Source organism: Sorangium sp. So ce204 (assembly GCF_051526795.1).
Classification (GTDB): domain Bacteria; phylum Myxococcota_A; class Polyangia; order Polyangiales; family Polyangiaceae; genus Sorangium; species Sorangium cellulosum_B.
Map to the genome: position 1 here is coordinate 11,273,516 of NZ_CP150317.1, position 25,299 is coordinate 11,298,814.

Here is a 25,299-nt window from a genome sequence, read left to right on the forward strand (position 1 = left end):
GAGACGGCGTCAGCCGCCGTCCTCGCCCGGCTCGCCGCCGGCCTCCGGCGAGCGGCACCGCATCACCATGCGGATCTCGTTGCCCTTGTCGTTGTGCCGCACCTCGTCCATGAACGTGCGGATCAGCATCAGGCCGCGGCCGCTCGGCTTGTCCAGGTTGGCGAGATCGGTCGGATCCGGCAGGTTGCGCGGGTCGAAGCCGGGCCCCTCGTCGCGCACCACGTACGTCGCCTCGGTGCGCGTCTCGCGCGCCACGACGAGCACGCGCCGATCCCGGTACGGGCTCTCCGCCCGGCGGCGCTCGACGAGCGCGGAGAAGGCGCTCGGCTGCTCGTCGAGCAGCTTCGAGCTGACCTCGAGGTTGCCGTGCACGATGGCGTTCACGAGCGCCTCGCGCAGCGCCACCGCGACCTGGATCCGGCCCGTCTCGTCGCACAGCCGCATCCGTCCCAGGCTCTGCTCGACGTGGCCCACCAGCGCGGGGACCTTCGCCACGTCGTTGTCGAGCTCGAAATGGGACTCGGTCGCCGTCAGGCACGAGAGGAGCTGCTGCTCCCGCCGATCGAGCCGCGCCACCGCGAGGACGTTCTCGACCGTGTTCACGAGCTCCGCCGCGAGGTTCCGCTTCGCGACGTAGCTCGCGGCGCCGCGCCGCAGCGCCTGCACCGCGATCTCCTCGCTGCCGTGCGCCGTCATCAGGATCACCGGGAGGTAGGGGTGCTCGCGGCGGATCGCCTCGACCAGCTCCAGCCCGTCCATCTCCGGCATCTGGAGATCGGTGAGCACGATCTCGGGCATCGACCTGGCGATCGTCTCGAGCGCCTCGACGCCGTTCTCGGCGTACACGGGCTCCATCCCGGCGCGCTTCTTGAGCAAGCTCCCGGAGAGGCGCCGATCCATCGGGGAGTCGTCCACCACGAGCACCCTCACCATCGCGTCACCTCGCTGTCAGAGCGCCGCTCGCCCTGCACCGGCGGCGCCGGGTCCGCCGGCGCGCCCTCGCGCACGAACGCGGCGAGCTCGGGGAGCAGGCGCTCGATCTGCGCCCGCAGCGCGAACTGCGCCTCGGCCAGGCTGCCGAGCTCGTTCGCGCGCGCCATCTTCTCCAGCGCGAAGGAGGCCTCGAACGCGCCCCGCGCGCCGAAGCTGTCGACCCCGCCCTTCAGGCTGTGCGCGGCCCGCTGGAGCTTGCGGGCGTCGCCGGCGGCCACCGCGTCGTCGATGTCGCCCATCCAGCGCGGGCACTCCTCCAGGAAGACCTCGGCGAGCTCGCGCAGGAGATCGGCGTCGCCGCCCGTCCGCTCCAGCGCCTTCGTGCGATCGAACATCGGCCGGGCCGCGATCGAGGAGGGCGAGGACTGCAGCCGCTCCTCCGAGCGGGTGCTCGGCGGCCCGCTGTCGGACGCCGGCGAGGGCGCCGACGCGTACGAGCTCGGCGCGCCGAGCGACATGCGCGCCGGGTCCTCGATCTCCAGGGCGGAGGGCCCGGCGGCCAGCCGGTCGATCATGTCGTAGAGCTCCTCGACCTGCACCGGCTTCGACACGTAGCCGTCGAAGCCGGCCCGGAGGCAGCGCTCGCGGTCGCCCTTCATCGCGTACGCGGTCACGACGATGAGCGGCATGTGCCCGCCCTCGCGCCGCTCGCGGGCGCGGACGACCCGCGCGGCCTGGAGGCCGTCCATCTCGGGCATCTCCACGTCGAGCAGGGCCACGTCGTACTGCCCGCCCGCGATCTTCTCGACGGCGAGGCGGCCGTTCTCGACGATGTGCACGTGGTGGCCCTGCCGCTCCAGCCAGCGGCGCATCAGCTTCTGGTTGATCGCGTTGTCCTCGGCGACGAGCACGCGCAGGCCGCGGGCGCGCGGCCCGGGCGCGGCGCGGCGCGGGTCGGCCGATCGGAGCGAGGTCCGCGTCGGGACGCCGAAGGCGTGGAACACGGCCTCCTGGAGGTGGGACGTCTTCACGGGCTTCGTGACCATGGCGAAGACGCCGAGATCGCGGCAGCGGGCGACGTCCGCCTGCGCGGACGTCGAGCTGAGCAGCACGAGGACGCGCCCCTTCAAGATCTCGCGCTTCCGGCAGTGCTCGACCACGGCGAAGCCGTCGACCTTCGGCATGCGGGCGTCGACGATGGCGAGGCCGAACGAGCTGCTCGGCCCGACCGCGTTGCCCCCCGGCTTGCCCCAGGGCAGCGCCCACACGCCCGAGTCCTCCGAGAGCGCCGCGATCGCCGCCGCCCCCGAGTCGACGGGGACCGCCTTCATCCCCCAGCCCTCGATGGTGTCCGCGAGGATGCGCCGCGCTGTCGCATTGTCGTCGGCGATGAGGACCTTCGTGCCGAGGAGGTCCTTCGGGATCTCCAGGCGGCGCGACCGGGCGGCGCCGTCGAGCGCCCGGAGCTGGAGGGTGAAGTGGAACGTGCTGCCCTTGCCGACCTCGCTCTCGATCCAGATCTTGCCGCCCATCATCTCGACGAGGCGGGCGCAGATCGTGAGGCCGAGCCCCGTGCCGCCGTACTTGCGGGTGGTCGAGCCGTCCGCCTGGGCGAACGCGTCGAAGACGACCCGCTGCTTCTCCGGGGCGATCCCGATGCCCGTGTCGATCACGCTCACGCGGAGCACCACGGCGTCGCCGAGCACCTCGCCCGCGTAGAGGCTCGGCGTGCCCTGGCTGTCCGCGCTGGCCTCCTCCTCGGCGCTGAGGGGCGCGCGCGAGTCGACCTCGGCGCGGACGACGACCTCGCCGGCGTCGGTGAACTTCACCGCGTTGCTCACGAGGTTGACGAGGACCTGGCGCAGGCGCAGCGGATCGCCGACGAGGGCCTCGGGCACGTCGGGGCCGACGTGGTAGGCGAGCTCGAGCCGCTTCTCGTGGGCGCGGAGCGCGAGCGTCTTCACGGCGTCGCCGATGATCTCGCTCGGGTCGAAGACGACGGGCTCGATCTCGAGCTTGCCGGCCTCGATCTTCGAGAAGTCGAGGACGTCGTTGATGATGGAGAGCAGCGCGTCGGCCGAGATCTTGACCATCTCGAGGTACTCGCGCTGCTCCTGGGTGAGCTCGGTCTGGAGCGCGAGCGACGTCATGCCGATGATGCCGTTCATCGGGGTGCGGATCTCGTGGCTCACGCTGGCGAGGAACTCGCTCTTCGCGCGGCTCGCCGCCTCGGCGGCCTCCTTGGCCTGCTGGAGCTCCTCCTCGACCGCCTGGCGCTGCATGAGCAGGGCGCGCAGGCTCGCGGAGTGCTCGCGCTCGTTCTCGAGCGAGGCCTCGCCCATGGCGTCCGCGCGGCGCTTGGCGATGCTCGCCATCACCGCCATGGCGGGGGTGGTGACGGCGTAGACGATGACCCGGAGGAGGTTGTCTTCGTCGTACGTTAACAGGACGCCCTCCTTGGAGAAGTAGAGCGCGAAGAAGACGCACGAGATGAGCGCCGTGACGATGCCGCTCCAGAGGCCGCCGCTGAACGCCGCGAAGACGATGATCATCGAGAGGATCGCGGGCGGGTTCGGGACGGTCCAGTCGAGCGCGGCCTCGAGCGTGGCGACGGCGCCGATGACGAGCAGCGCGAGCAGGGGGCCGAGCAGCGGGAGCACGAACTTCTCCCACGAGGGCCGGCTGAGGCGCCGCTGCAGCGCGGCGGGGAGCGGCAGGAACGTGCCGCGGCCGTCGGCGTCGCCGCCCACGCCTACGCCCACGCCCACGCCCACCGATGCGCGGGGGTCCGCGTGAGCGGTCCCCGGCGCGGCGGCGGGCGGGGGATCCTCGGCCTTCGGCATGGCTTCATGGAGATAGCGGGGTCGCGATCGGGCGTCCACGGCCGCGAGGGCCGGGTCCCATGGACGGGCGGCGCCGGGGCACAGCGGGCAAGTAGGAGGGACGCCCCTCGGCCCCGAGCGGGACGAGGCCGGGCAGCGCGGATCGCGGCGCCGGCGAGGCCGGGCAGCGCGGGTCGCGGCGCCGGCGAGGCCGGGCAGCGCGGGTCGCGGCGCCGGCGGCCGGGGCGCTGGCGGCCGGCGCCCCGGCGCGCGGCGGCCGGGGCGCCCGCGGCCACGCTCACCGCGGCGCGCTCACCCCTTCACGCCGCCCGTCGTCAGCCCCGCGATCAGGTGGCGCTGCGCCCCATAGAACGCCGCCATGACCGGCAGCGACACGAGGAGCGCCCCCGCCGCGAACCGCTCCCACTGCGCGTCGTACTCGCCGATGTACCGCTGCAGCACCACCGGCAGCGTGAACATCTCCTCCTTGCCGAGCAGCGTCGCCGCGAGGATGAACTCGTTGTACGCCGTCATGATCGCGAACAGCGCCGTCACGGCGATCGCCGGCCGCGCCGCCGGGAGCACGACCCGGAGGAAAGCCTGGAAGCGCGTCGCCCCGTCGACCATCGCCGCCTCCTCCAGGTCGACCGGGATCGCCTCGAACGCCGCCCGGAGCTGGAAGATCGAGAACGGCACCGCCGTCGACGCGTAGCAGAGCACGAGCCCTGTCCGCGAGTTGAGCAGGCCGAGCGCGTCGAGCAGGAGGTACAGCGGGATCGCGCTCGCGACCGTGGGGAACATCTGCGTCGCGAGCAGCGCGCGCAGGCCGCGGTCCTTGCCGAGGAACCGGAAGCGCGCGAGCGCGTACGCCGCCGGGACCGCGACGGAGACGCCGACGGCCGCCGTCGCGAGCGCGACGACGATCGAGTTGGCGAGCTGGCGGGGGAAGAGCCAGATCGCCTCGCCGCCGACCTTCTTCGACGTCGTGACCACCGCCACGATGTGCTCGAACGTCGGCTGGTTCGGGATGGGCAGCACCTCCGGCACCGGCGGGCGCGCCCCGGAGAAGGCGATCGAGGCGACCCAGAGCACCGGGTACAGCGCGAACGCGACCGCCGCGACCAGCGCGGCGTGCACCGCGATCGACTCGACAGGAGAGGGCCTCCGCGTCACGCGGTCTCCGTCGCCGCCGCCGGCACGGGCGCCGATCCAGCCTCGGCCCCGCCCTGCGGGATGGCGGAGACGGGCGTCCGCCGCCGCCGGAGACGCCAGTCGCGCGTCGCGAGCGTCAAGAGCAGGAAGATGAGCACCGAGTACGCCGCCGCGTAGCCGTACTGGGCCTCGCGGGTGAACGCCCACCGGTACGCCTCGGAGACGAGGATGTCCGTGGTGCCGTCCGGGTCGCCGCCGGACACGAGGAACACGACGTTGAACATGTTGAACGTCCAGATCGCGCCCAGCGTCACCGCGGGCGCGAGCACCGGCTTGATCAGAGGTAACGTAATTTTCCGTAGACGCTGCCACCGCGTGGCGCCGTCGACCTCGGCGGCCTCGAGCACGTCCTCCGGCACCGCGGTGAGCGCGCCCAGCGTGACGACCATCATGAACGGGAACCCGAGCCAGACGTTGGTCGTCACGTTGGCCGTGAACGCCGTCGTGAAGCTCGAGAACCAGGAGATGGGCTCGATGCTCGTCCCGAGCGCGGAGTTCACCGCCTCGATGAGGCCGGTGACGGCCCCGAACTGCCGGTGGAACATGCCCTTCCAGGACAGCGCGGTCACGTAGCTCGGCACGGCCCAGGGCACGATGAGCAGCACCCGGTAGAGCGCCCGGAGGCGCAGCGTCGGGCGGTGCAGGAGCAGCGCCAGCGAGACGCCGAGGAGGACGTGGAGGCAGAGGTTCACCGCGGTCCAGAGCACGGTCACCGCGAGCACGAGGTAGAACGAGCCGCTCGCGAAGAGCGGCCCGCCGCGGGCCGTGAGGATGCTGATGAAGTTGGCGAGGCCGACGTACCGGAGGTCCTCGCCCCTGCCGGCGAAGAGCGACGTGGCCGCGCCGATGACGAGCGGGATCACAACGAGCACGCCGATCGCGACGACCGCGTGCGCGACGTACTTGTAGGCAGGAATCGATCGCCCGATCGATCGCCCGATCGAGCGCCCGAGCGACCGCCGGAACGAGCGCCAGCCCGCGGCGCCGGGGGCCGCGGCCCTCGCGGCGTGGACCCACCGGAGCGTGAGCAGCAGCGCGAGCGCGCCGAGCGCGACGAGGAGCGGCGCCGGCGAGGCGGGGGGCGGGAGCGGCCGGCGGACGTCGTCGAACCGGCGCTTGGCCTCGGAGAGCGCGACGTCGGGGGGCGCGTCGCCCCGGAGCACCTTGCGGATCGCGCGCGTGGACGGCTCCCAGGTCGAGCGCATCGCCGGCGAGGTCGGCATCGGGATGGCCGCCTTGGCCTGCTCGGTGAACGCCGCGATGAAGGCATCGCCGGCCGGGACCGCCGCGTCGCTCCGCACCGGCGGCGTGCGCGCGATCTCGAGCCGCGTGGCCGCGGCGGCGGCGCCCGCGAGGTGGCGCGCGAGCGCCCGCGCCCCGGGGCGCCGCGCGCCCTGGGGCGAGAGCATCACCGCCTCGACGGTCAGGAACGGCCGCATCGGGAGGCCGGTCTCGCGCACCTTCGGGAGCGGGACGACGCGGGCGCGCCGCCGCGCCTCTTCCCCGAGGCCGCCCGCGAACCACGGCCCGCTGATCACGAACGCGGCGCGGCCCGCGTTGAACAGGTCGGTCACCAGCGCGCCGTTCGCGTCCTCCGGGACGACCCGCCGCTCGATGAGCGTGCGGACGAGCTCGAGCGAGCGCTCGGGCCCCGGGCCGACGAAGCCGAACTGGTCGTCCTCGCCCAGCATCGCGCCGCCGAACGCCGCGAGGATCGGCATGTGCGCGTAGGCGTTCGACGCCTCGTACGCGAGCGGGAACACGCCCTCGGGGAGCGAGCCGGCCAGCGCCGCGATGTCCTCGAGGGTCGCCGGGGCCTCCTTCACGAGCGCTGTGTTCATGTAGAGCGCCACGCACTTCTGGCTGATCGGCAGGCCGAGGAGCTCGCCCCCCTGCCGGACCGCGGCGAGCGCGGGCCCCAGGAACACGGCCTCGCCGCCCGGCTCGAGCGCGTCGCCCACGGGCGCGACGAGGTGGCGCGCGCGGAAGTCGCCGAGCCGCTCGTGGGCGTCGATGAACAGGTCGGGCCCCTCCCCCATCGGGATCGCGGCCTGGAGCTTCGAGGCGTAGGCGTCGAACGGGACGGCGAGGACCTCGACCTCCTCGCCCTCGAAGGCCGCGACGATGGCGTCGAGCGCCCTGGCCTCGTCGTCGCGGTAGGCGTGCCACAGCCGGATCGGCGCCGCGGCCGCGAGCGCGGGCAAGAGGAGGATCAGCGCGGGCGCGGCGAACGCGGCGAGCGTGAGCGCGAGACGACAGCGACGGCTGGGCACGGTCGCCTCACGCTTCTCGCAGGCTCAGCCCGGAGTCCGCGTCGAACAGGTGCACCTGGCGGAGCGCGACCCGCACGGTGTCCCCCTTCGCGACGCGCGCGGCCGGGTCGAGGCGCGCCACGAACGGCGCCCCCGCGACGGTGCCGTGCGCATACGACTCGGCCCCGAGGGCCTCGACGATCGCCACCTCGAACGGGGCGCCGCCGTCGCCCGACGCGAGGTCCACCTCGTGCGGGCGCACGCCGACCGTCACCTGCCGCCCGGACGAGAGCGCGCCCGGGAAGTCGGCCGCGTCGACGTCGATGGCGAGGTCGCCCTGGGCCGCGACCCACCGGTCGCCCCGGCTCTCCAGGCGCGCCTCGACGAAGTTCATGGACGGGCTGCCGAGGAAGCTCGCCACGAACCGGGTGCGAGGCCGGGCGAAGACCTCGAGGGGCGGCCCCGACTGCTCGACGACGCCCTTGTTGAGCACGAAGATCTCGTCGGCGAGCGTCATGGCCTCGACCTGATCGTGGGTGACGTAGACGCTCGTCGCGCCGAGCCGGTCGTGCAGCTTGCGGATGTCGACCCGCACCTGCGCGCGCAGGGCGGCGTCGAGGTTCGAGAGCGGCTCGTCGAACAGGAAGAGCTGCGCCCGCCGCACGATGGCCCTGCCCATGGCCACGCGCTGCCGCTGGCCGCCGGAGAGCGCCCGGGGGTGCCGGTCGAGGAGCGGGCCGAGCCCGAGCATCTCCGACGCCTCCTTCACGCGCGCCTCGATCTCGGCCGGCGGCGTCTTCCGGAGCTTCAGGCCGAAGGCGAGGTTCTCGCGCACCGTGAGGTGCGGGTAGAGGGCGTACGACTGGAACACCATCGCGATGTCGCGATCGCGCGGCTCGAGCCGCGTGACGTCGCGGTCGCCGAGCGCGATCGTGCCGTCGTCCGCCTCCTCGAGCCCGGCGAGCAGCCTGAGCAGCGTCGACTTGCCGCAGCCGCTCGGTCCCACGAGGACGGCGAACGAGCCGTCGGGCACGTCGACCGAGACGCCGCGCAGCACGTGGGTCTGGCCGAATCGCTTGTTGAGTCCGCGCACTTTGACAGACGCCATGTTGGAGACCCTCGTGGAAGGGAGGAGTGCCAGGCAGGATCAGAGACCATGGATGATCTGGTCTTCCGGGATGAGCAGCGCCCCGCTCAGCGGAGGCAGCTTGACGGTGACAGCGCCGTTCGCGCCCGCCCTATATGTCTTTTTTTCGGGCGAGAGCACGTCGACGAGCACGGTCCCCCGCGTCAGCCCCGTCGCCATCGCCGCCCCGTTGAAGCGCGTGGCGCTCTGCTTCCGGGGGTGCGTGTTGAGCACCACGAGCGCATAGTCGCCGTCCGGCTCCCCCCGCTCGAACGCGAAGATCCCCGCGTCCTCGTCCCCTTCGTCCGTCCGCTCCGTCGACCAGCGCACCCGCTGCTCGCCGACGGTGAGCGCCTGGTAGCCCCTGCGCAGCGCCGTGAGCCGCTGGATCCACCGGAAGAGCGGGTGCTCCGTGTCATAGCCGCTCTCCCAGAGATCTTCGCGGTTCGCCGGATCGTCGCCGCCGCTGAAGCCCTGCTCCGTGCCGTAGTACAGGCAAGGGATGCCTTCCTCCGTGAAGAGGAACAGGAGCGCATTCTTGAGCGCCGCCTCGGGATCGGCCTTGAAGGGCGAGGCGCCCGGGCCGACATGGAGGAAGCGCGGGACGTCGTGGTTGTCGATGAAGTTGACGAGCGCCTTCAGCGGCGGGACGCCGATGCCGTTCGCGTTCGGCTCAGCGCCGTAGTTGAGCGCCCGCGCGTCCCAGAGCTCCTCGATCCGCCGCGTGGCCCGGGCGTCCCGGAAGACGTCGCGGAAGACCCGATAATGCTGGGTGAAATACAGGACGGAGTCGACCGAGTCCCCCGTGATCGGCGCGGCGCCCGGACAGCCCCCCTCCGCCTCGTCGCCGTTCTCGCGCTCGAGATCGCCGCCGAGCGCTTCGTCGTGCGGGTGGGCCGGGACCTCGTGCTTCGTGAAGCTGCCGACGAGGTCGTCCTTGCCGTCGAAGGCCTCGCCGAACATGAAGAAATCGGTCTTGCCCATCGCCGCCAGCTGCAGCCGGACGTTCTGCGTGAAATAGCGCCAGAACTCGTGCTCGACGTGCTTCAGCGTGTCGATGCGGAACCCGTCGACGTCGGTGAGCTCGACCCAGCGCACGAACACGTCGACCATCGCCCGCTTCACGTCGCAGCGGGAGGTGTCGATGTCCTTGAGGCCGCCCGGGAGATCGCCGTGCACGAGCTGGTCGACATCCTCGAAATCGAGGATGCGCCCCTTGCGGTTGTAGACCTCGGGGTCCTGGAAGAGCTCGGGCCGCGGCGGGAGGTGGTTGGTCGCGGGCTCGTGGCGGAAGACGATCGGCGCCGGCCCCGACTCGCCGAGCGGCGTCCGCGCCTGGACGCCGCGGGGGTCGAACTCCGGATCGTACTCGTTCACGGCCTCGAGCTGGAGGCGCCCGTCCTCGCCGCCGCCGGGGACGTCCTCGTCGGGCTGCCCATTCTCGTTGATGTCATAATAGAACAGCTGGCCGACGTGGTTCGTCACGATATCGACGATGACCCTCATGCCGCGATCGTGGGCCGACGCGACGAGCCGGCGCAGCGACGCGAGGTCGCCGAAATGGGGGTTCAGCTCGGTGAAATCCTGCGTCCAGTAACCGTGGTATCCGTCGACGCCGGCGTCGGTGTCGACGTTCTTGACGATCGGCGAGATCCAGAGCGCGGTGACGCCGAGCGCATCGAGGTAGGGCAGGCCCTCCTCGAGCCCCTTCCAGTCGCCGCCGTGCCACCTGCCCGGCGCCGAGGACACCCGGTGGTTGTTCCCCGCGTCGCCGTCGGCGAAGCGGTCTATCAGCACCTGATAGATGATCTCCCCGCGCCAGTCGCCCACGCCCTCGCGCGCGCGCAGCGAGGAGGCCGAGCCCACGGGCTCCTCGTCGAGCTCGGCGCACGCCGCCGCGAGGAGCGCGAGCGAGGCGGCCCCGGCCGCCCGCGCGAGGGCGGCCGCGCGCGCCGTCCGCCAGAGAGAGAGTCGCGATCGCCGCCGGTCCATCGCGATCACCTTAGCTCGGCGCATCGAGCCATCACGCGTCCACGCGGGCCGACACACGCGCCGGACGAGGGCCCCTCTCGACGGATGAGCCCGGTGGGCAGCGGCGCGGCCGGCGCGAGCGCGGCCGGGTCAGGCCGCCCGCGCGCTCCGGCGGGAGCTTCTGGAGTGTCAGGCAAAGCCGTAGTGTCTACAGGAGCCTTCCGAGCCGCGGAGCGCAATGCGCAGACGAGCAGCGGCACGGCGGCCGGCGCGGCCACGACGCGGTTCTGCCCCGCCCTCAACGCCCCTCGCACGGCGCGAACGCTACACCAGCAGCGGTGGCCCGGTCCACGATTTCTGGACGTAAAAGCGGGTTTTCGCGGCGCGACACCATCGACGCACACGCAATCGCGCCGCGCGCAACTCAGGCGCGCAGCAAGGCCGGGGCGCGCGTCGCCAGCGCCTTCGCCGACGAATCGCGATCGTGTGAGCGCCAGCCCATCCGGTCGACGCGACATTCGCGTGACATTCACCGCGACGTCGCGAGCCCTGTTGTTTCACCGCGGACGCCAGCGACACGGGCTGTCGTTCCGTTGACGGTCCTGGCGTCGCATGGCACCGTCAGATTCGTGACCTTCTCGGCGCCTCCCGACCTCGATCAGGCGAAGGCCAGTACCGGAGATCACAGGCGCCGGTTCCAGGCGGGCGGGACCGTGGGCGAGGGCGTGATCTATATCGAGCGCCCCGCCGACAGAGAGCTCTTCGACGCGCTCCTGCGCGGAGAGCTCTGCTATGTGCTGTCGACCCGGCACATCGGGAAGTCCAGCCTGCGACTCCAGGTCTCGACGCGGCTCCGCGCCGAGCAGGTGGAGTGCGCGAGCGTCGATCTCGGGGCGCTCGGCACCGACACCACCTCGCCGGTGAGCTGGTACCTCGGGATCGCGTCGGAGATCGCCGAGCAGCTCGGGCTGGAGCCGCCGGACGAGTTCTGGGATGCCCACTGGCACCTCGGGCCGGTGCACTGCTGGTTGCGCTGGCTCGAGGACGTCGTGCTCGTGGAGATCTCCTCCGCGATCGTCCTGTTCATCGACGAGGTCGACGCCACGCTGGCCCTCCCGTTCTCGCGGGACGATTTCTTCGCCATCCTCCGGGCCTTCGTGAACCGGCGCGCGGAGCGCCCCGCCAACGCCCGGCTGACCTTCTGCCTGCTCGGGGCGGCGGCGCCCTCGGAGCTCGTCGCGGATCCGGCGCGCGCGCCGTTCAACATCGGCCGCCCGATCCGGCTCGACGACTTCACCCGCGCCGAGGCGCGCGGCTTCCGCGCGGGCCTCACGGGGCTCGTGGCCGACCCCGACGCGCTGCTCGACGCGGTCTTCGCGTGGACCTCGGGGCACCCCTACATGACGCAGCGGCTCTGCGCCGATCTCGCCGGAGAGCGGCGCGATCTCGACGTCGACGAGGCCGTGGCGCGGCGGTTCCTCGACCAGGGCCGGACCGAGGACCCGAACCTGCGCCACGCGGAGCGGTGCGTGGAGGCGCAGGGGCCCCGCTGCGGGCGGGCGCCGGCGCTCCTCCAGCTCTACAAGCAGCTGCTCGACGGCCACCGGGTGGGCGTCGACGCCGGGGACCCGGTCCAGCGGGCGCTGCTGCTCTCGGGGCTCTCCGTGGAGCGGACGGCGGCCTCGGGCGCGCCGTACCTCGAGGTGCGCAACCGCGTCGTCCGCGAGGTCTTCGACCGGGCGTGGGTCCTGTCGCGGGAGGCGGACCGCGCCACGAGGGAGCCGCTCGCGCGCTGGCTGTCGCACGGGCGGAGAGACGACTACCTCGTCGGCGGCGCGGCGCTCGCGGAGCTCACGTCGTGGTGCGATGGGCGGGCGGACCTCTCGGCGGAGGAGAGGGCGTTCCTCTCCGCCTGCGCGCGGGCGGAGGGCCAGAAGCGGTCGACGCGGCGGCTCGTCACCGTGCTGGCCGTCGCCGTCACGCTGCTCGGCGGCCTGAGCCTCGTGCTCCTCTGGCAGATGGGGAAGGAGGAGCGGGCGCTGGTCCGCGCGCAGCAGGAGTCGCGCGAGAACGACGCCCGGCGGCTCGCGGCCCAGGCGGCGAAGGAGCGCGCCGAGGGCCTCTTGCCCCGCGCGCGCCTGCTCGCCGTGGAGGCGGCCCTCGCCGCCAGGGCGAGCGGCCGCCCCGCGGGCCCCGCCGTGGTGCAGGCGCTCGGCGACGCGGTCTGGGGCCCCGCCGTCGACCAGGAGGTGCTCGTCGGGCACGGCGGCGCGGTCCACCACGCGGCCTTCAGCCCCGACGGCCGCCTCGTCGCCACCGCCTCGGCCGACGGGGCCGCGAGGATCTTCCGCCTCGGCGGGCGCGACGAGCCGCTCGTGCTGCGCGCCGCCACCCCCGGCGGCGTCGTCGCCGTCGCCTTCAACCACGACGGGAGCCTCCTGGCGACCGCATCGACCGACGGCGCTGTGCGCCTGTGGCGCCCCGACGGCCACGAGGTCCGCGCGCTCGGCACGAGGGACGCCGCGCCGACGAGCGTGGCGTTCAGCCCGGATGGCAGCCGCGTCGTCGCGGGGACGACGGGCGGCGCGATCTACGTGTGGCGCCACGGCATGGAGGGCGAGCCGCCGCTCGTCGTGCCCCTGGGCGAGCGGCTCATCCGGCGCGCGGTGTTCAGCCACGACGGGGCCCGGATCCTCGCCACGGCCATCAGCGGGACGGTCCACGTCGTCCGCGCCGACGGGCACGGCGCCCCCGCGGCGCTGAAGGGGCACGGGCCGGGCGTCGAGAGCGCGGACACGAGCCCGGTGGACGACCGCATCGTCCTCGCGACGGGCGACGGAACGGCGCGCATCCTCGGCGCGGACCGGCGTGGGCCCGTCGTCCTCCGCGGGCACGACGGCGCGGTGCGCAGCGCCGCCTTCAGCACCGACGGCAGCGAGGTGGTCACGGCCTCCGCGGATGGGACCGCGCGCGTCTTCCGCGCGGACGGCAAGGGCGCGCCGGTGGTCCTCGAGGGCCACGAGGGGGTCGTGAACAGCGCCGCCTTCAGCCGCGACGGCGCGAGCGTCGTCACCGCGTCGGAGGACGGGACCGCGCGGGTGTGGCGGCTCGGCGGGCCGGGCGAGCCGCTGCTCCTGCGCGGCCACGAGGGGCCGCTGACCGGCATCGCCGTCAGCCACGACGGCAGCAGGATCGCCACCGCCGGGACCGACAAGACCGCGCGCGTCTTCCGGGCCGACGGCTCGGGCGAGCCCGTCGTCCTGCGCGGGCACGCCGAGCACCTGCTCAGCGTCGACTTCAGCCCCGATGGGAGCCGCCTCGTCACCGGCTCGGCCGACAGGACGGCGCGGATCTGGCGCGCCGATGGACGGGGGCAGCCGATCGTGCTCGGAATCCACGACGACCGGGTGGTGGGCGTCGCCTTCAGCCCGGAGGGCACCCGGATCGTCACCACCTCGTGGAACGGCATCCTGCGCGTGTTCGAGGACGGCGTCCCGGGCGAGCCCGTCGTGCTGCGCGACGAGCGCGCGGGGCTGCTCCGGGCGGCGTTCAGCCCGGATGGCCAGCACATCGTGGCGACGTCGGGCCCCGACGTGAAGGTCTGGCCCGCGGACGGCCGCGGCGCCCCGCGCGTCCTCCCGTCGGGGTACGAGGATCGGGCGATCGCCGCGATCGCGGTGAGCCCGGACGGGAGCCACGTCGCGATCGCCGCGCTCGACGGCTGCGTGCGGCTGCTGCGCAACGACGGCCAGGGCCAGCCCGTCATTCTGAGCGGCCTCGGCGCGGCGGTCCGGACCGTCGCGTTCAGCAGCGACAGCGCGCGCCTCGTCGCTGTGTCGAGCGACGGCATCGCGCGGGTGCTCCCCGTCGACGGGCAAGGCGAGGCGATCACCCTCCGCGCCGAGGGCGTCACGCTGACGGACGCCGTGTTCAGCCCCGACGCCACCCGCGTCGTGACCGCCGCGAACGACGGCGCGGCGCGCGTCTTCTCGATCGCGGCCGAGGCCCTGATGGCGCGCGCGTGCGCCTACGCCGGGCGCAACTTCACGCGCGAGGAGTGGGCGCAGCTCATGCCCGGCATCGACTACCGCGCCACGTGCCCCGAGTGGCCAGGCGCCCCCGAGCAGGACGCCGGCGCAGCGCCGCGGCTGGACGTGCGCTGAAGCGGGGAATCGTCGGTGGTTGTCCGGGCGTGTCGGCGCGCTCCCCGGCGGGCCGTGATCTTCTCTATTGGTTGCACGCCACGCGAAACCTGAATTCACGCGAGCTCACGTGAACCCACGTGAACCCACGTAAAATGTGCGCAGTGCGCTGCGCGCTGCGCGCTGCGAAACGCCTGGCAGCAGCCGCACAGGATGCCTCTCCCACCTTTATTCCGTGGGGGCGGACGTTCTTGTCATGGTTCGCGCTTCAGCGGGAACCATGTATGCTCGGCCAGGCTTGCTCGCCCTCTGCCGCGCACTGCGCGGCCCCTGATCGCTGCCCGGTCTATGGCCCCGCTCGACCCGCACGCCGAGGAGCCGAACCTCGTGGACACCGCCGCTGCGCGGATCGGGACAGCCCTGAACGCCAAGTGGCGGCTCGACGATCTGCTCGGCGTCGGCGGCATGGGCGCGGTGTTCGCGGCGACCCACCGCAGGGGGACGCGGGCGGCGGTCAAGGTCCTCCACATCGAGTTCGCGCGCAACGCCGAGCTGCGGGACCGCTTCCTGCGGGAGGGCAAGATCGCGAACCGGGTCGATCACCCGGCGCGGGTCGCCGTGGTCGAGGACGACCTCAGCGACCGCGGCGAGCCGTTCCTCGTCATGGAGCTGCTCTCCGGCACCACGCTCCAGCGGCTCGCGAGCAGCGCCGGCGGCACCCTCCCCCTCGCCCAGGTGCTGCCCGTCTTCGACGTGGTGCTCGATCTGCTCGAGAAGTGCCACTCGATCGGCATCGTCCACCGCGACATCAAGCCGGCGAACATCTTCGTCACGAGCGCCGGCCACGTGAAGGTCCTCGACTTCGGCATCGCCCGGATGCGCGACCCCGAGCGGCAGGCCACGCGCGCGGGGCTCACGTTCGGCACGCCGGCCTTCATGTCGCCCGAGCAGGCGATGGGCGTGTCCGGCATCGACGGCCGGTCCGACGTCTGGTCGGTCGGCGCGAGCCTGTTCACCCTGCTGTCGGGCAAGCGGCTCAACCGCGGCCGGAGCGAGTCCGAGTCGTATTTCCTCGCCGCGACGCAGACCGCGCCGTCGATCGCGACCGAGGTCCCCGACCTGCCGGTCGAGATCGTGGCGTTCGTCGACAAGGCGCTCGCCTTCGAGCGCGGGGGCCGCTTCCAGAGCGCCGCCGCGATGCGCGGCGAGCTCCGCCGGCTGACGGCCGCGCACGCCGCCAACCAGCTGACGCCCTCGCGCGAGAAGAAGGCGCCGCGCGTGCTCGTCCGCGGCAACGACACCATCGACGAGGACCAGGATCCGCCGTCGATCGTCGAGCAGACCTGCCAGCGGCTCGTCGGCGTCTGGAGGCAGCTCGCGCTCGTGCTCAGCAACATCCGACAGTACGGGTGGAACCACCCCCACGTGAACAAGGGCATCCACTTCGCGTTCGACGAGATCACGCGGACGCTCTCGCAGAACCCCCTCGGCGTCCGCTGGGAGGTCACCCCGAGCGCGTTCACCTCGGGCGGCCAGCCGATCTGGCAGCCCGACAGGCCCCCGTTCGATCGCATCCCCTACCAGCTCTTCGCCGACGGCGTCCGGAAGATCCAGATCAAGGCCGGCATCACCGAGGCCGAGCTCCGCGATTTCGCGGCCATCCTGCTCCGCGACCAGAGCTTCGGCATGAGCGAGGACGACGACGCCGTGACCGCGCTCTGGGACCGGCGCTTCGAGCACATCGCGTACATGGCGATCGACCAGTTCGCCGAGGGCGACGCGGACCTGGAGGATTTCGAGGAGCAGTGCCGGGAGGTCGCGGTGGGGGCGCGCGCGCTCGCGCAGATCGAGAGCCTGTGGGACGAGAGCTCGCTCGCGGGCAGGGCGCTGCAGCGGAACGTCGAGGCCGCGCTCGCGGAGACGGGCGCGGCCGCCTCGGCGCTCGCCATCGACCCGCTGACCCGGAGCACCCTCGGCGCCCAGATCGCGCTGCCGTCGGAGCAGTGGAACGAGCGCTACATGGACGCGTTCGTCGACGGCTACGTGGACGCCGTCCGGCACGGCGACGAGGACCGCATGACGGGGGCGCTCACCGCGTGGACCGCCGACCAGATCGTCCTGCACAGCTACGAGCTCGCGTTCGAGGTGCAGACGATGCTCCGGCGCGCGTTCTTCGCGCGGCTCGACGGCATGCAGCGCGGCCCGGCAGGCGCGGCCAGTGCGGCAGGCGCGGCAGGTCGATCCAGCGCCGCGCTGCCGCAGCTCTCGCCGCGCGCCGTCGACCGGACGCTCGCGCAGGCGATGTTCCCGGTCGAGGCGCTCAGGGCGATCCTCAACGACCTCGCGACGGCTCACCCGGAGGAGCCGGCGGCCACCGGCGCGGCGGCCACGGGAGCGTCGGCCACCGGCGCGGCGGGCCACGGCGTGGCGGCCGCGGGCGCTGCCCCCGGCGGCGCGGCGGCCGCAGGCGCGGCGGCGCAGGCCGGCGTGGGCCGGAGCGCGGCGCAGGCCGGCGCAGGCCGGAGCGCGACACAGGTCGACGCGGGCCGGAGCGCGGCGCAGGCCGACCCAGGGCGTAGCGCGGCGCAGGCCGGCACGAGCCGGAACACGTTGCAGGCCGGCACGAGCCGGAACACCGCGCAGGCCGGCGCGAGCCGGAGCGTGGCGCCGCTCGACCCGGCGATCGTCGAGGGGCTGGCCCACGCGCTCGACGCGCTCGAGGACGGCTCGCTCTTCAGCGCCGCGTGCCAGTGCCACGGCGCCGTGCAGTCCGAGCGCCTGCGCGAGGTCCTGTTCGCCTACATGCGGCGGTGGGCGCCGGGCCGGGAGGCCGAGCTCGGGGACCTGCTCTCTCGCGCCCCGGCCCCCCTCGCCCTGACGCTCCTCCAGCTGCTCGCGCAGCTCAAGACCCCCGGCGCCCTCGCCGCGCTGGAGGCCGGCTTCGCGAGCCCGCACGTCGAGGTGCGCATCAACGCGCTCGCCGAGCTCCCCGACGCCGCCGCGGGCGAGGGCGGCTCCGCGGGCTCCGCCGCCGAGCGCGTCCGGGAAGAGCTCCAGAAGCTCCTCGACGACCCCGCGCCGCCGGTGCGCTGCGAGGCCCTGCGCCTCATCGGCAAGCTCGGCGTGCTCGCCGCGGGCCCGACGCTCGTGCGGCGGATCGTCGCGCCGTCGTTCCACGACCTCTCGGGGGCAGAGCGGCGGCAGTGGCTCGAGACCGTCGCGCAGCTGAACCCCGCGCGCGCCGAGAAGCTCGCGATCGAGCTGCTCGAGAAGCGCCAGCTCATCCCGTCCGAAGCGATCGAGCAGACCCGCGAGCTGGCCGCGCACTTCCTCTGCCAGGCGCGGAGCTACGAGGCGCTCCGCGCGGTCAAGGAGGCGACCAAGCCGCGCTGGTGGAACACCCCGCCGGTGCGCGACGCCGCCGCGCGCGCCGCGGTCGCGATCGCCGCGCGCCTCGTCGCGCCGACCCGCCCGAGCGATCGCCCGGCGGCGCAGGCGCACCCGGACGCGAGCGCGCCGCCTTCGCGCGCAAGGCGCTCGTACTCGCCCGTCTCGGTCCGGCGCGTGAGCCCGGGCGGGCCGCTCAGCCTGCCGGACCAGCTCGAGCCGTGGAGCACCCCGCGCCCCGGATCCATGACCCCGAACGGCGACGCCGGCCGAGCCGCCTACAGGCCGCCGCTCGTCTCGCCGGTGCCCGCCTCGACGAGCGCCGCCTCGGCGCCTCCCACCTCCGTGCCGTTCAGCCGGCGCGGGCCGCCGCCTTCCTCCACGTCGGCGTCCACCCCGACGGCCGCGCCGCCGCCGATGCCGCCGTCGATGCCGCGCCCGGCCATGCCGCCGAGGTCCCCCGCCCCGCCCTCGAGCGCCAGCGCCGCGCCGTACAGCGCGCGGCAGGGCCCCGCCTCGTTGCCGTTCGGCGCGCCATCCCGCACGGCCATCGAGCCCGCGCCCGGCAGCGCGGTGCCCTCGACGAAGCCGGCGCCGTCTCCGTCGCCCCGCGGCGGGAGGAAGCCGTGAGCGAGGAGAAGGCGAACCTCCACGAGAGCACCGGCGACACGGCGATCTCGGGCGTGAAGGCCGACGTGCGGCGCCGCGCGGCGCTCGGGCTCGTGCAGATGATCTACCGGCTCGCGAAGGCGTGCCTCCTGCACAGCGACTCGAACCAGGCGGTGCTGTCGCTCGTCCCGTCCGCCATCGACAGCATCGTCCAGTTCTGCGAGCTGTCGGGGAGCGAGGCCGCGACGATCGTGTTCGCGGGCAACACCCTCTTCATCAACGGCCAGATGCTCCGCGCCTCGCGCGAGACGTACGAGGTCGCCCTGGAGCTCGGCAGCTTCTTCGAGGCCTGCGACGTCTCCGAGCTCGTGCTCGACAAGGCGGTCCGTCGGGCCGAGCTCGCCGCCTTCGCCCGCCTCCTCGCCGACGCCCAGCGCGACCGCAGCATCGCCGCGCGGCTCCTCCAGTCGAGCCTGCGGGGCGTCCGCGTCCGCAAGCTCACGAACCCGTTCCCTGGCGGGGCCATCGACGGCGACGGCACCCGCATCGGCCGGATCAGCCGCACCTACGCGGCGGCGATCCTCGTGATGCGGTCGTTCTACGCGGCCCTGCGCTCGTCCCCGGCGATCCTGCCGCAGCGGGTGAAGCGCGTCGCGCAGAAGCTCGTCGCCGCGGCCGAGGAGGACGCGCGCCTCCTGCTCTCGGTCGCCGCGGGCAAGATCGCCGACCCGGACGAGGGGGGCCTCAGCGTGTCCACGGCGATCGTCGCGCTGGGCATCGCCCGGCAGCTCACGACCGACAGGAGGATGCTCGGGAGCCTCGTCACCGCGGCGCTGCTCTACGACGTGAGCCGGCTGCGGCTCACGGGGGTGCTCGCCGGCTCGGCCGACGAAGGGGAGCCTGTCGCGCGCTCTCTCCTCGAGCGCGGCCTGAGCGACGACGAGAAGGAGCGGCTGCCCGCGAGCGCGGCCGTCATGTTGACGGCGCTCGGCAAGCTGCACGCGCCCTCGATCACGCGCACGGTGATCGCCTACGAGGCGCTCGCGCTCCGGCAAGGCGGCCGGCTGGGCCCGCTCTACGGCGGCCGGCGCAGCCCCACCGTGCTCGCGCGGATCCTGGCGGCCGCCCGCCAGTTCACGGAGCTCCGGACGGCGCCGTTCCCGACGATCGAGACCGCGTCGGGCGGCGCCTCGTCGCTCGACGCCGTGCTCCAGCGCATGATCTCGGGCGCCGAGAGCGCGACCGACCGGGCGATCGGCAAGCTGCTCGTCGGCGCGCTCGGCATCATCCCGACGGGGACGTTCGTGCAGCTGAGCACCGGCGAGCTCGGGGTCGTCCTCTCGACGCCGCTGTCGCCCGCGCACTTCGCGCAGCCGCCGGTGCGCGTCCTGTTCGACGAGCAGGGCCACCTCCTCGGCGCGCCGTTCGACGTCGACCTCTCGCAGCGGGCGCCGGGCGCGGAGCCGTGCTTCATCGTCCGGCCGGTCGAGGTCGAGCCTCACCACGAGCGGGCGATCCGCGCCGCGTTCGGCTTCCGTTCCGGGAGGGGCGCCGCGGGGGTGGAGTCGCGCGTGACGGCCGCCGCGCCGGTGCTCTTCGGCGACGAGGTCCCGCCGACGGAGCCGGGCGACACGCTCGCGCCGCGCGCGATCCGCTCGGAGGAAGGCGCGCGCTCCGCGCAGGCGCGCAAGGAGGCCGCGTGGCTCGGCAGGCCGCTCGCGGGCTCCGCGCAGGCCGGGCCGTCGCCGACCAGCGTGCAACCCCGGCAGCCGGCGCCGGCCGATCGCCCGGCGGCGGCCGAGCGGGGTCGCGACGAGAACCTCATCTCGACGCAGCCGCCCCCCTCGACGGCGGCGGCGCGCGCGGCGATGGCCGTCCCTCCTCCGCCGCGGTTGCCGCGGGACTCCCGGCCCTTCGGGCAGGTCGCGTCGACGAGGTACTCCGTGCCGGCGCCCGAGCCGACGCGCCCGTCGCGGCAGATCGAGCGCCGGGACGACGCGCCGGCGCGGGACCCGGGCGTGGGCCAGCTGCCGACGATCGGCCCTCCGGCGGCGTTCCCTGCGTCGCGGAGGGCGGGGGATCTCCGGCTCGGCGCGCCGTCGCGCCGGTCGGATTCCCGAGTTGATCCGGAGGATTGGGACTGGGACGACGAGCTCCCGACCATCGATCCGCCGCCGCCGGGGCCGCCGCCCACCTCGCGGAGCCCTTCCTTCGCGTCCGAGCCTCCGCCCGCCAGCGCGCTCGATCACGCGCCCACGTACACCCCGCCCCGTCCTTCCAGCCACGCGTCGGACCGTGCCCCTGCCCCTCGCCATCCATCGCCCCGTCCTTCCAGCCACGCGTCGGACCGTGCCCCGGGCTATCCGCCGCCCCATCCTTCCAGCCACGCGTCGGACCGCGCCCCTGCCCCTCGCTATCCATCGCCCCGTCCTTCCAGCCACGCGTCGGACCGCGCCCCGGGTTATCCGCCCCCCCGTCCTTCCAGCCACGCGTCGGACCGGGCCCCGGGCTATCCGCCACCCCATCCTTCCAGCCACGCATCGGACCGCGCCCCTGCCCCTCGCTATCCATCGCCCCGTCCTTCCAGCCACGCGTCGGACCGCGCCCCGGGTTATCCGCCGCCCCGTCCTTCCAGCCACGCGTCGGACCGTGCTCCTGGCTATCCGCCGCCCCGTCCTTCCAGCCACGCGTCGGACCGCGCCCCTGGCCACGCGCCGCCCCGCATTCCCAGCCCGACGCCGGCCCGTGCCTCCAGCCACGTGCCGCCCCGTACCCTCAGCCCGGCGCCGGCCCGTGCCTCCAGCCATGCGCCGGGCGGTGCCCCGAGCTACGCCCCGGAGCCTGTCCCGACGGAGCGAAACGCGCCGCGCGCGTTCTCCAGCGCCGGGTCCGGCGCGAGCCTGGAAGAGGCGGACCTGACGTGGACCGACGAGCTGCCGACGCTCGATCCTCCCCCGCCGCCGAGCACGGAAGAGCTCGAGCGCGATCGGCTGCTCGCGGCGTACCTGGCCGAGCGCACGCCCTTCCCGCAGGCTGGTCTTCTTGAATGGAGCTCGGCGCCCAGCGAGGCGCCGGGGCGCGCCGAGGCGGACACCGACGGCAGGTGGCGCGGCGACGCGCTGTCCCAGCGGCCGCCGCCCGACTCGCGGGCGATGGCGCCGATCACCATGGCGCCGACCAGCTCCAGCTCCTTCGGCGCCACGAGGCGCCCGCGCGCGCCCATCCCGCGGGAGGAGCCCGAGGACGACGGGGGGGATCCTCCGGCGCCGGAGGGGCGGGACCGCTGATGGCCTGGCCCGCTGCGGTGAGCCGTGGGCTCGCTGCGCTGCTGCTCGCCGCGCCGGCGTGCGCCGACGACGGCGCGGATCCCCCGCCGGTCGAGCACGCCTGCAAGCTCGGGTACCTGGGCGAGGAGGGCGCCGACATCCGCATGGAGGTCACCGCGCTCGACTCGAGCGACGCGGCGCACCCGGTGAGCGACGGCGACGGGATCGACATCATCATGCCGCCGCAGGGCGGGCGGGTGCTCTTCCTGGGCGTCCGCGCGACGAACCTGAGCGCCTGCGGCGTCCAGCTGTCCGGCTCGCTCCGCGATCCCTTGTCCGGGCGTGTGATGTCCGAGTCGAGGACGGTCAACCTCAGGCCGACCGGCGACGGCTGGGGAGCGAGCGTCGACGCCGACATCTCGACCTTCGCGAACGTGGGAGTCTGCCCGAACAACTGGTCGGGCAGCGACATCTTCGATCACGACTACGAGATCGAGGTGCAGGTGAAGGACAGGGAGGGCCGGACGGCGAAGCAGGTGCGGCAGGTCCGGCCGGCGTGCAACGAGCCCGAGTTCGAGGTCGAGTGCCGCTGCATCTGCAAGCACGGGTACGTCCTCGGCGAGGCGTGCGAGTAGGCCGGAGCGCTGCGAGTCCAGCAGCGGAGTGGCTGGTCCGAAAAAAAAACTCGTTGGTAATGCGATCTCGTGATGCGCATGCACCGCCGCGCGTAAGAGACGAAGCGGCCAAGAACACGGCATAACACGCTGGTTCCTGCGGACACGCTCTGCTACTGAGCCGCGCGTGGGGCAGCCGGACCAGTTCGCCAAACGCACCTTTGCCGCGGAGACGGAGCGGATCACCGGCGGTGCTGTCACATGGCAGGATCCGCCCGAGATCGGCCTGGTGAAGGTGCAGAGCGATGGGCTCTTGCTCGTACGCCACCCCGACCGTATTGCGGCGCTGCCCGCCCCGTGGCCAGAGGCCGGGAGCCACGAGGAGGTCCTGGTCGAGCTGAAAATGCCAGGAGATCATCTCGATTTCCCGGCCGTCGAGCGCGCGCTGCTCCGGCGGCAGGCGAGGCAGGTGCAACGGGCGGAAGACAGCACGCATGCGTGGTCGGGCCAGGAGCCGCTCTGGCTCGTCGCGCCGCACGTGCCGGACTGGCTGCGGGCGCAACGCGCGCTCGTCGCCGTCGGGCCAGCTTGTTACCGTGTGGAGCCGTCGAGCTTCCCCTTCCTGTGGATCGCAGCCAACGACCTTCCGCTGCGCGACGAGCTCGTCCCCTTCCTGGTCGCCCGCTCCGGACGGGCGCTCGACGAGTTTGCCCGGTGGGTCGCCTCGCGAATGCCGCTCGCATGGGTGCTCGGCATGGTAAGATTCACCGCGATGTCGGCGACCGTGCGCGAGGAGCTGTTGTGGTGGGTTGGCAAGGGTGAGGACCCCGAGGTCAAGGCGCGGGAGCGAGAGATCCTTCAGGCTCTGCTCGGTGCAAACCCGGACGTACAGCAGAAGCTGGTCGAGAAGGGCATCGAGCGGGGTCGCCTCTCCGAGGCCCGAACCGCGCTGCGCAGGGTGCTCGCGCAGCGGCAGCTCGCGCTGCGTCCTGAGGAGGACGCGCGCATCGAGGGCTGCGCCGAGCTCGATGTCCTGGAACGGTGGCTCGAGCACGCCGTCACCGCCACGACGGCGGCCGAAGCGTTGACGTAACCGCGAGCTGCCCGGCCTGGAGGCGCCGCTCGTGCGGCGACCGGCCACGCAGGCCGGCGCCAGGACCCCGCCTCGCCCACATCGGCGCGGCCGCGCGCCCTACACGTCGAGGTCCTTCCACCGCCTCGAGCGCCGGGAGAAGATCAGCATCCCGACGAGCGAAGCGACCCCGATCGCCGCGAACGAATACCAGATCTCGTAAGGCCGGTAGGTGTCCCAGAGCAGGCGCGTCGCCTCGGCGGCGTCGATGTGCAGCGTCTCCTGCAGCGTCCTGAAGGCCTGCTGGCGCGACACCCCGAGGAGCTCCGAGAGCGACGCCACATCGCCGTTCCAGGCCTTCCCCTTGGCGAGATCGGTCTTCTCGGCGAGGTAGCGGAGCGCCAGCGTGGCCTTCTCGCCCCGGGTCCCATAAAGGATCCCGGCCATCTGCGCGCCGATCGCGGGGCCGATCGCCGCCGGGATGTTGACGTAACCGAGATAAAGCGCCTTCTTTCCCTTCGGCGCGATGAGCGCGAAATACTCGCTCTTCTTCGGGCCGGTCAGCATCTCGCCGATGGAGAAGAGCAGGATGCCCCCGAAGAGGACGTAGAGCGACGTCGTGGTCCCTGCGACGAGGATGCCGAAAATGGCGACGAGGATGCCCAGCGTCATCGCCGAGAGCACCTTCATCCTCGCCACCAGGTACGAGAAGGGCACGAGGAGCAGGACGATGCTCACCGAGTTCAGGTTGATCACGTTCTCCTGCTTGAGCTGGACCCCGCGCGGATCCTTGAGCTCGAGCCACGACGCCGGGAGCCAGGGGTTGTTCTGCACGAAGGAGGTGCTGCTGATCCAGTCCGTGTAGAAGTTCGGCATCAGGTCCCAGAGCTGGTACATCATCAGCCAGAACCCCGAGAGCAGCAGGATCACGGTGATGAGCCGCGCGTCCCAGATGTTCTTGATCGTGTCCTTGAAGACCCTCCACGCCCCGGAGGTCTTGTCAGCGCCGGAGTCGACCTCCTTGTACGTGAACAGCATCAGGAAGTTCAGGGAGATGATGGCGGCGCAGCCATAGAAGACCCACGACCAGCTCTTGCCGTGGAGGTAGCCGGCGAGCGGCGGGCCGATCGCCGCGCCCACGTTCACGAGCCAGTAGAAGAGGCCCCAGCCGACCGACGAGTTCGACTTGTCCATCGACTGGGCCAGGGTGCCCTGGATCCCGGGCTTGAAGAGGGCCGTGCCCGTCGCGAGGATGACCACGCCGAGCAGAAAGCCGGTGAAGCTCCGCTGCGTCGCCATCAGCAGATAACCGATGATCTTCAGCCACACCGTGATGAAGATCGTGCGCTTGTAGCCGTACCGGTCGGCGTAACCGCCGCTGATCATCGGGAGCAGCGACTGGATGAGGGCCCAGACCATGTAAATGGTGCCCTTGTCCTGCTGGCTGAAGTGGAGCCCTCCAGGCTCGTCGGCCTGGGCGATGTAAATGGGCATGACGACGCGCACACCGTAGTAAGCCAGCCGTTCCCACATTTCCATGATGCAGCCCATCCAGAAGGAGCGCGGCAGGCTTTTCAGGGTCTGAGCAAAGGAAAGCTTCGTCGGCGCCTCGACGGCCGGCACGCTCACGGCTGCGTTGGTCATTTCATGCTCCTCGTGCGCCCGGGCCCCGGGCAAGCCCTCGTACCACACCGAGAGCGGCGTACACACCTGGATCACAAGCGTGTCCCGCCGCGGTCCGTCAGGGGCAACCACGATTGAGCAGCTGCTTCGCGGCGAGCGGGCGCCGGTCTCACGCGCGTCGAAACAGCCGGTCTTCACCGCCGCGCTCTGCAGTCCGATTCACGCTTCGACAGCGCGGATCATGGATCCTCGTGGACAGCAGAACCGGGA

Annotated in this window: 12 protein-coding genes; 5 read left to right on the plus strand and 7 right to left on the minus strand. The window is 73.0% G+C overall.

Features of this window, described 5'->3' with window-relative positions:
* Window positions 1-9 precede the first annotated feature (9 nt).
* The 6 genes from WMF22_RS42525 to WMF22_RS42550 form a co-directional block, all read right to left on the minus strand.
* Window positions 10-933 (minus strand): response regulator, encoded by a 924-nt coding sequence (locus WMF22_RS42525; protein ID WP_438033439.1) that lies wholly within the window; start codon window positions 931-933, stop codon window positions 10-12.
* Window positions 927-3,776, minus strand: coding sequence for a response regulator (locus tag WMF22_RS42530; RefSeq protein ID WP_437295639.1), 2,850 nt, complete (start codon window positions 3,774-3,776; stop codon window positions 927-929). The genes WMF22_RS42525 and WMF22_RS42530 overlap by 7 nt, the downstream gene beginning before the upstream one ends.
* A gap of 291 nt (window positions 3,777-4,067) precedes the next feature.
* Window positions 4,068-4,928: a sugar ABC transporter permease gene (locus WMF22_RS42535; RefSeq protein ID WP_437295640.1), complete on the minus strand. Its 861-nt coding sequence runs from the start codon at window positions 4,926-4,928 to the stop codon at window positions 4,068-4,070.
* On the minus strand, window positions 4,925-7,240 hold the full coding sequence (locus WMF22_RS42540; protein WP_438033440.1) for an extracellular solute-binding protein: 2,316 nt from the start codon (window positions 7,238-7,240) through the stop codon (window positions 4,925-4,927). The genes WMF22_RS42535 and WMF22_RS42540 overlap by 4 nt, the downstream gene beginning before the upstream one ends.
* A 7-nt stretch (window positions 7,241-7,247) precedes the next feature.
* Entirely contained in the window at window positions 7,248-8,327 is a 1,080-nt protein-coding gene (locus WMF22_RS42545) for an ABC transporter ATP-binding protein (protein ID WP_437295642.1), read from the minus strand.
* A 39-nt stretch (window positions 8,328-8,366) separates the two neighbouring features.
* Window positions 8,367-10,361, minus strand: a complete 1,995-nt coding sequence (locus WMF22_RS42550; RefSeq protein ID WP_438033441.1) for an alpha-amylase family glycosyl hydrolase — start codon at window positions 10,359-10,361, stop codon at window positions 8,367-8,369.
* A gap of 584 nt (window positions 10,362-10,945) precedes the next feature.
* Here WMF22_RS42550 and WMF22_RS42555 point away from each other — a divergent pair.
* The 5 genes from WMF22_RS42555 to WMF22_RS42575 all read left to right on the plus strand — a co-directional run bounded on the left by WMF22_RS42555 (window position 10,946) and on the right by WMF22_RS42575 (window position 23,427).
* On the plus strand, window positions 10,946-14,479 hold the full coding sequence (locus WMF22_RS42555; RefSeq protein ID WP_438033442.1) for an AAA-like domain-containing protein: 3,534 nt from the start codon (window positions 10,946-10,948) through the stop codon (window positions 14,477-14,479).
* A gap of 327 nt (window positions 14,480-14,806) precedes the next feature.
* Entirely contained in the window at window positions 14,807-18,475 is a 3,669-nt protein-coding gene (locus tag WMF22_RS42560; protein ID WP_437295645.1) for a protein kinase domain-containing protein, read from the plus strand.
* On the plus strand, window positions 18,472-21,741 hold the full coding sequence (locus WMF22_RS42565; RefSeq protein ID WP_438033443.1) for a hypothetical protein: 3,270 nt from the start codon (window positions 18,472-18,474) through the stop codon (window positions 21,739-21,741). Before WMF22_RS42560 ends, WMF22_RS42565 begins: the two co-directional genes overlap by 4 nt.
* Window positions 21,741-22,355 carry a hypothetical protein gene (locus WMF22_RS42570; RefSeq protein ID WP_438033444.1) on the plus strand — a complete coding sequence of 205 codons (615 nt, stop codon included), beginning with the start codon at window positions 21,741-21,743 and terminating at the stop codon, window positions 22,353-22,355. Before WMF22_RS42565 ends, WMF22_RS42570 begins: the two co-directional genes overlap by 1 nt.
* A 166-nt stretch (window positions 22,356-22,521) precedes the next feature.
* Window positions 22,522-23,427 carry a hypothetical protein gene (locus WMF22_RS42575; protein ID WP_438033445.1) on the plus strand — a complete coding sequence of 302 codons (906 nt, stop codon included), beginning with the start codon at window positions 22,522-22,524 and terminating at the stop codon, window positions 23,425-23,427.
* Between the two features lie 99 nt (window positions 23,428-23,526).
* On the opposite strand, the gene WMF22_RS42580 is transcribed toward WMF22_RS42575, so the two are convergent.
* Complete coding sequence (locus tag WMF22_RS42580; RefSeq protein WP_438033446.1) at window positions 23,527-25,050, minus strand: MFS transporter; 1,524 nt, start codon at window positions 25,048-25,050, stop codon at window positions 23,527-23,529.
* Window positions 25,051-25,299 lie beyond the last annotated feature (249 nt).

Excerpts from the sequence above, each read along its gene's own strand:
- WMF22_RS42530 (WP_437295639.1), bottom strand. The coding sequence starts at position 3,776 with ATGCCGAAGGCCGAGGATCCCCCGCCCGCCGCCGCGCCGGGGACCGCT.
- WMF22_RS42550 (WP_438033441.1), bottom strand. The coding sequence starts at position 10,361 with ATGCGCCGAGCTAAGGTGATCGCGATGGACCGGCGGCGATCGCGACTC.
- WMF22_RS42570 (WP_438033444.1), top strand. The coding sequence starts at position 21,741 with ATGGCCTGGCCCGCTGCGGTGAGCCGTGGGCTCGCTGCGCTGCTGCTC.
- WMF22_RS42580 (WP_438033446.1), bottom strand. The coding sequence starts at position 25,050 with ATGACCAACGCAGCCGTGAGCGTGCCGGCCGTCGAGGCGCCGACGAAG.
- WMF22_RS42545 (WP_437295642.1), bottom strand. The coding sequence starts at position 8,327 with ATGGCGTCTGTCAAAGTGCGCGGACTCAACAAGCGATTCGGCCAGACC.
- WMF22_RS42525 (WP_438033439.1), bottom strand. The coding sequence starts at position 933 with ATGGTGAGGGTGCTCGTGGTGGACGACTCCCCGATGGATCGGCGCCTC.
- WMF22_RS42560 (WP_437295645.1), top strand. The coding sequence starts at position 14,807 with ATGGCCCCGCTCGACCCGCACGCCGAGGAGCCGAACCTCGTGGACACC.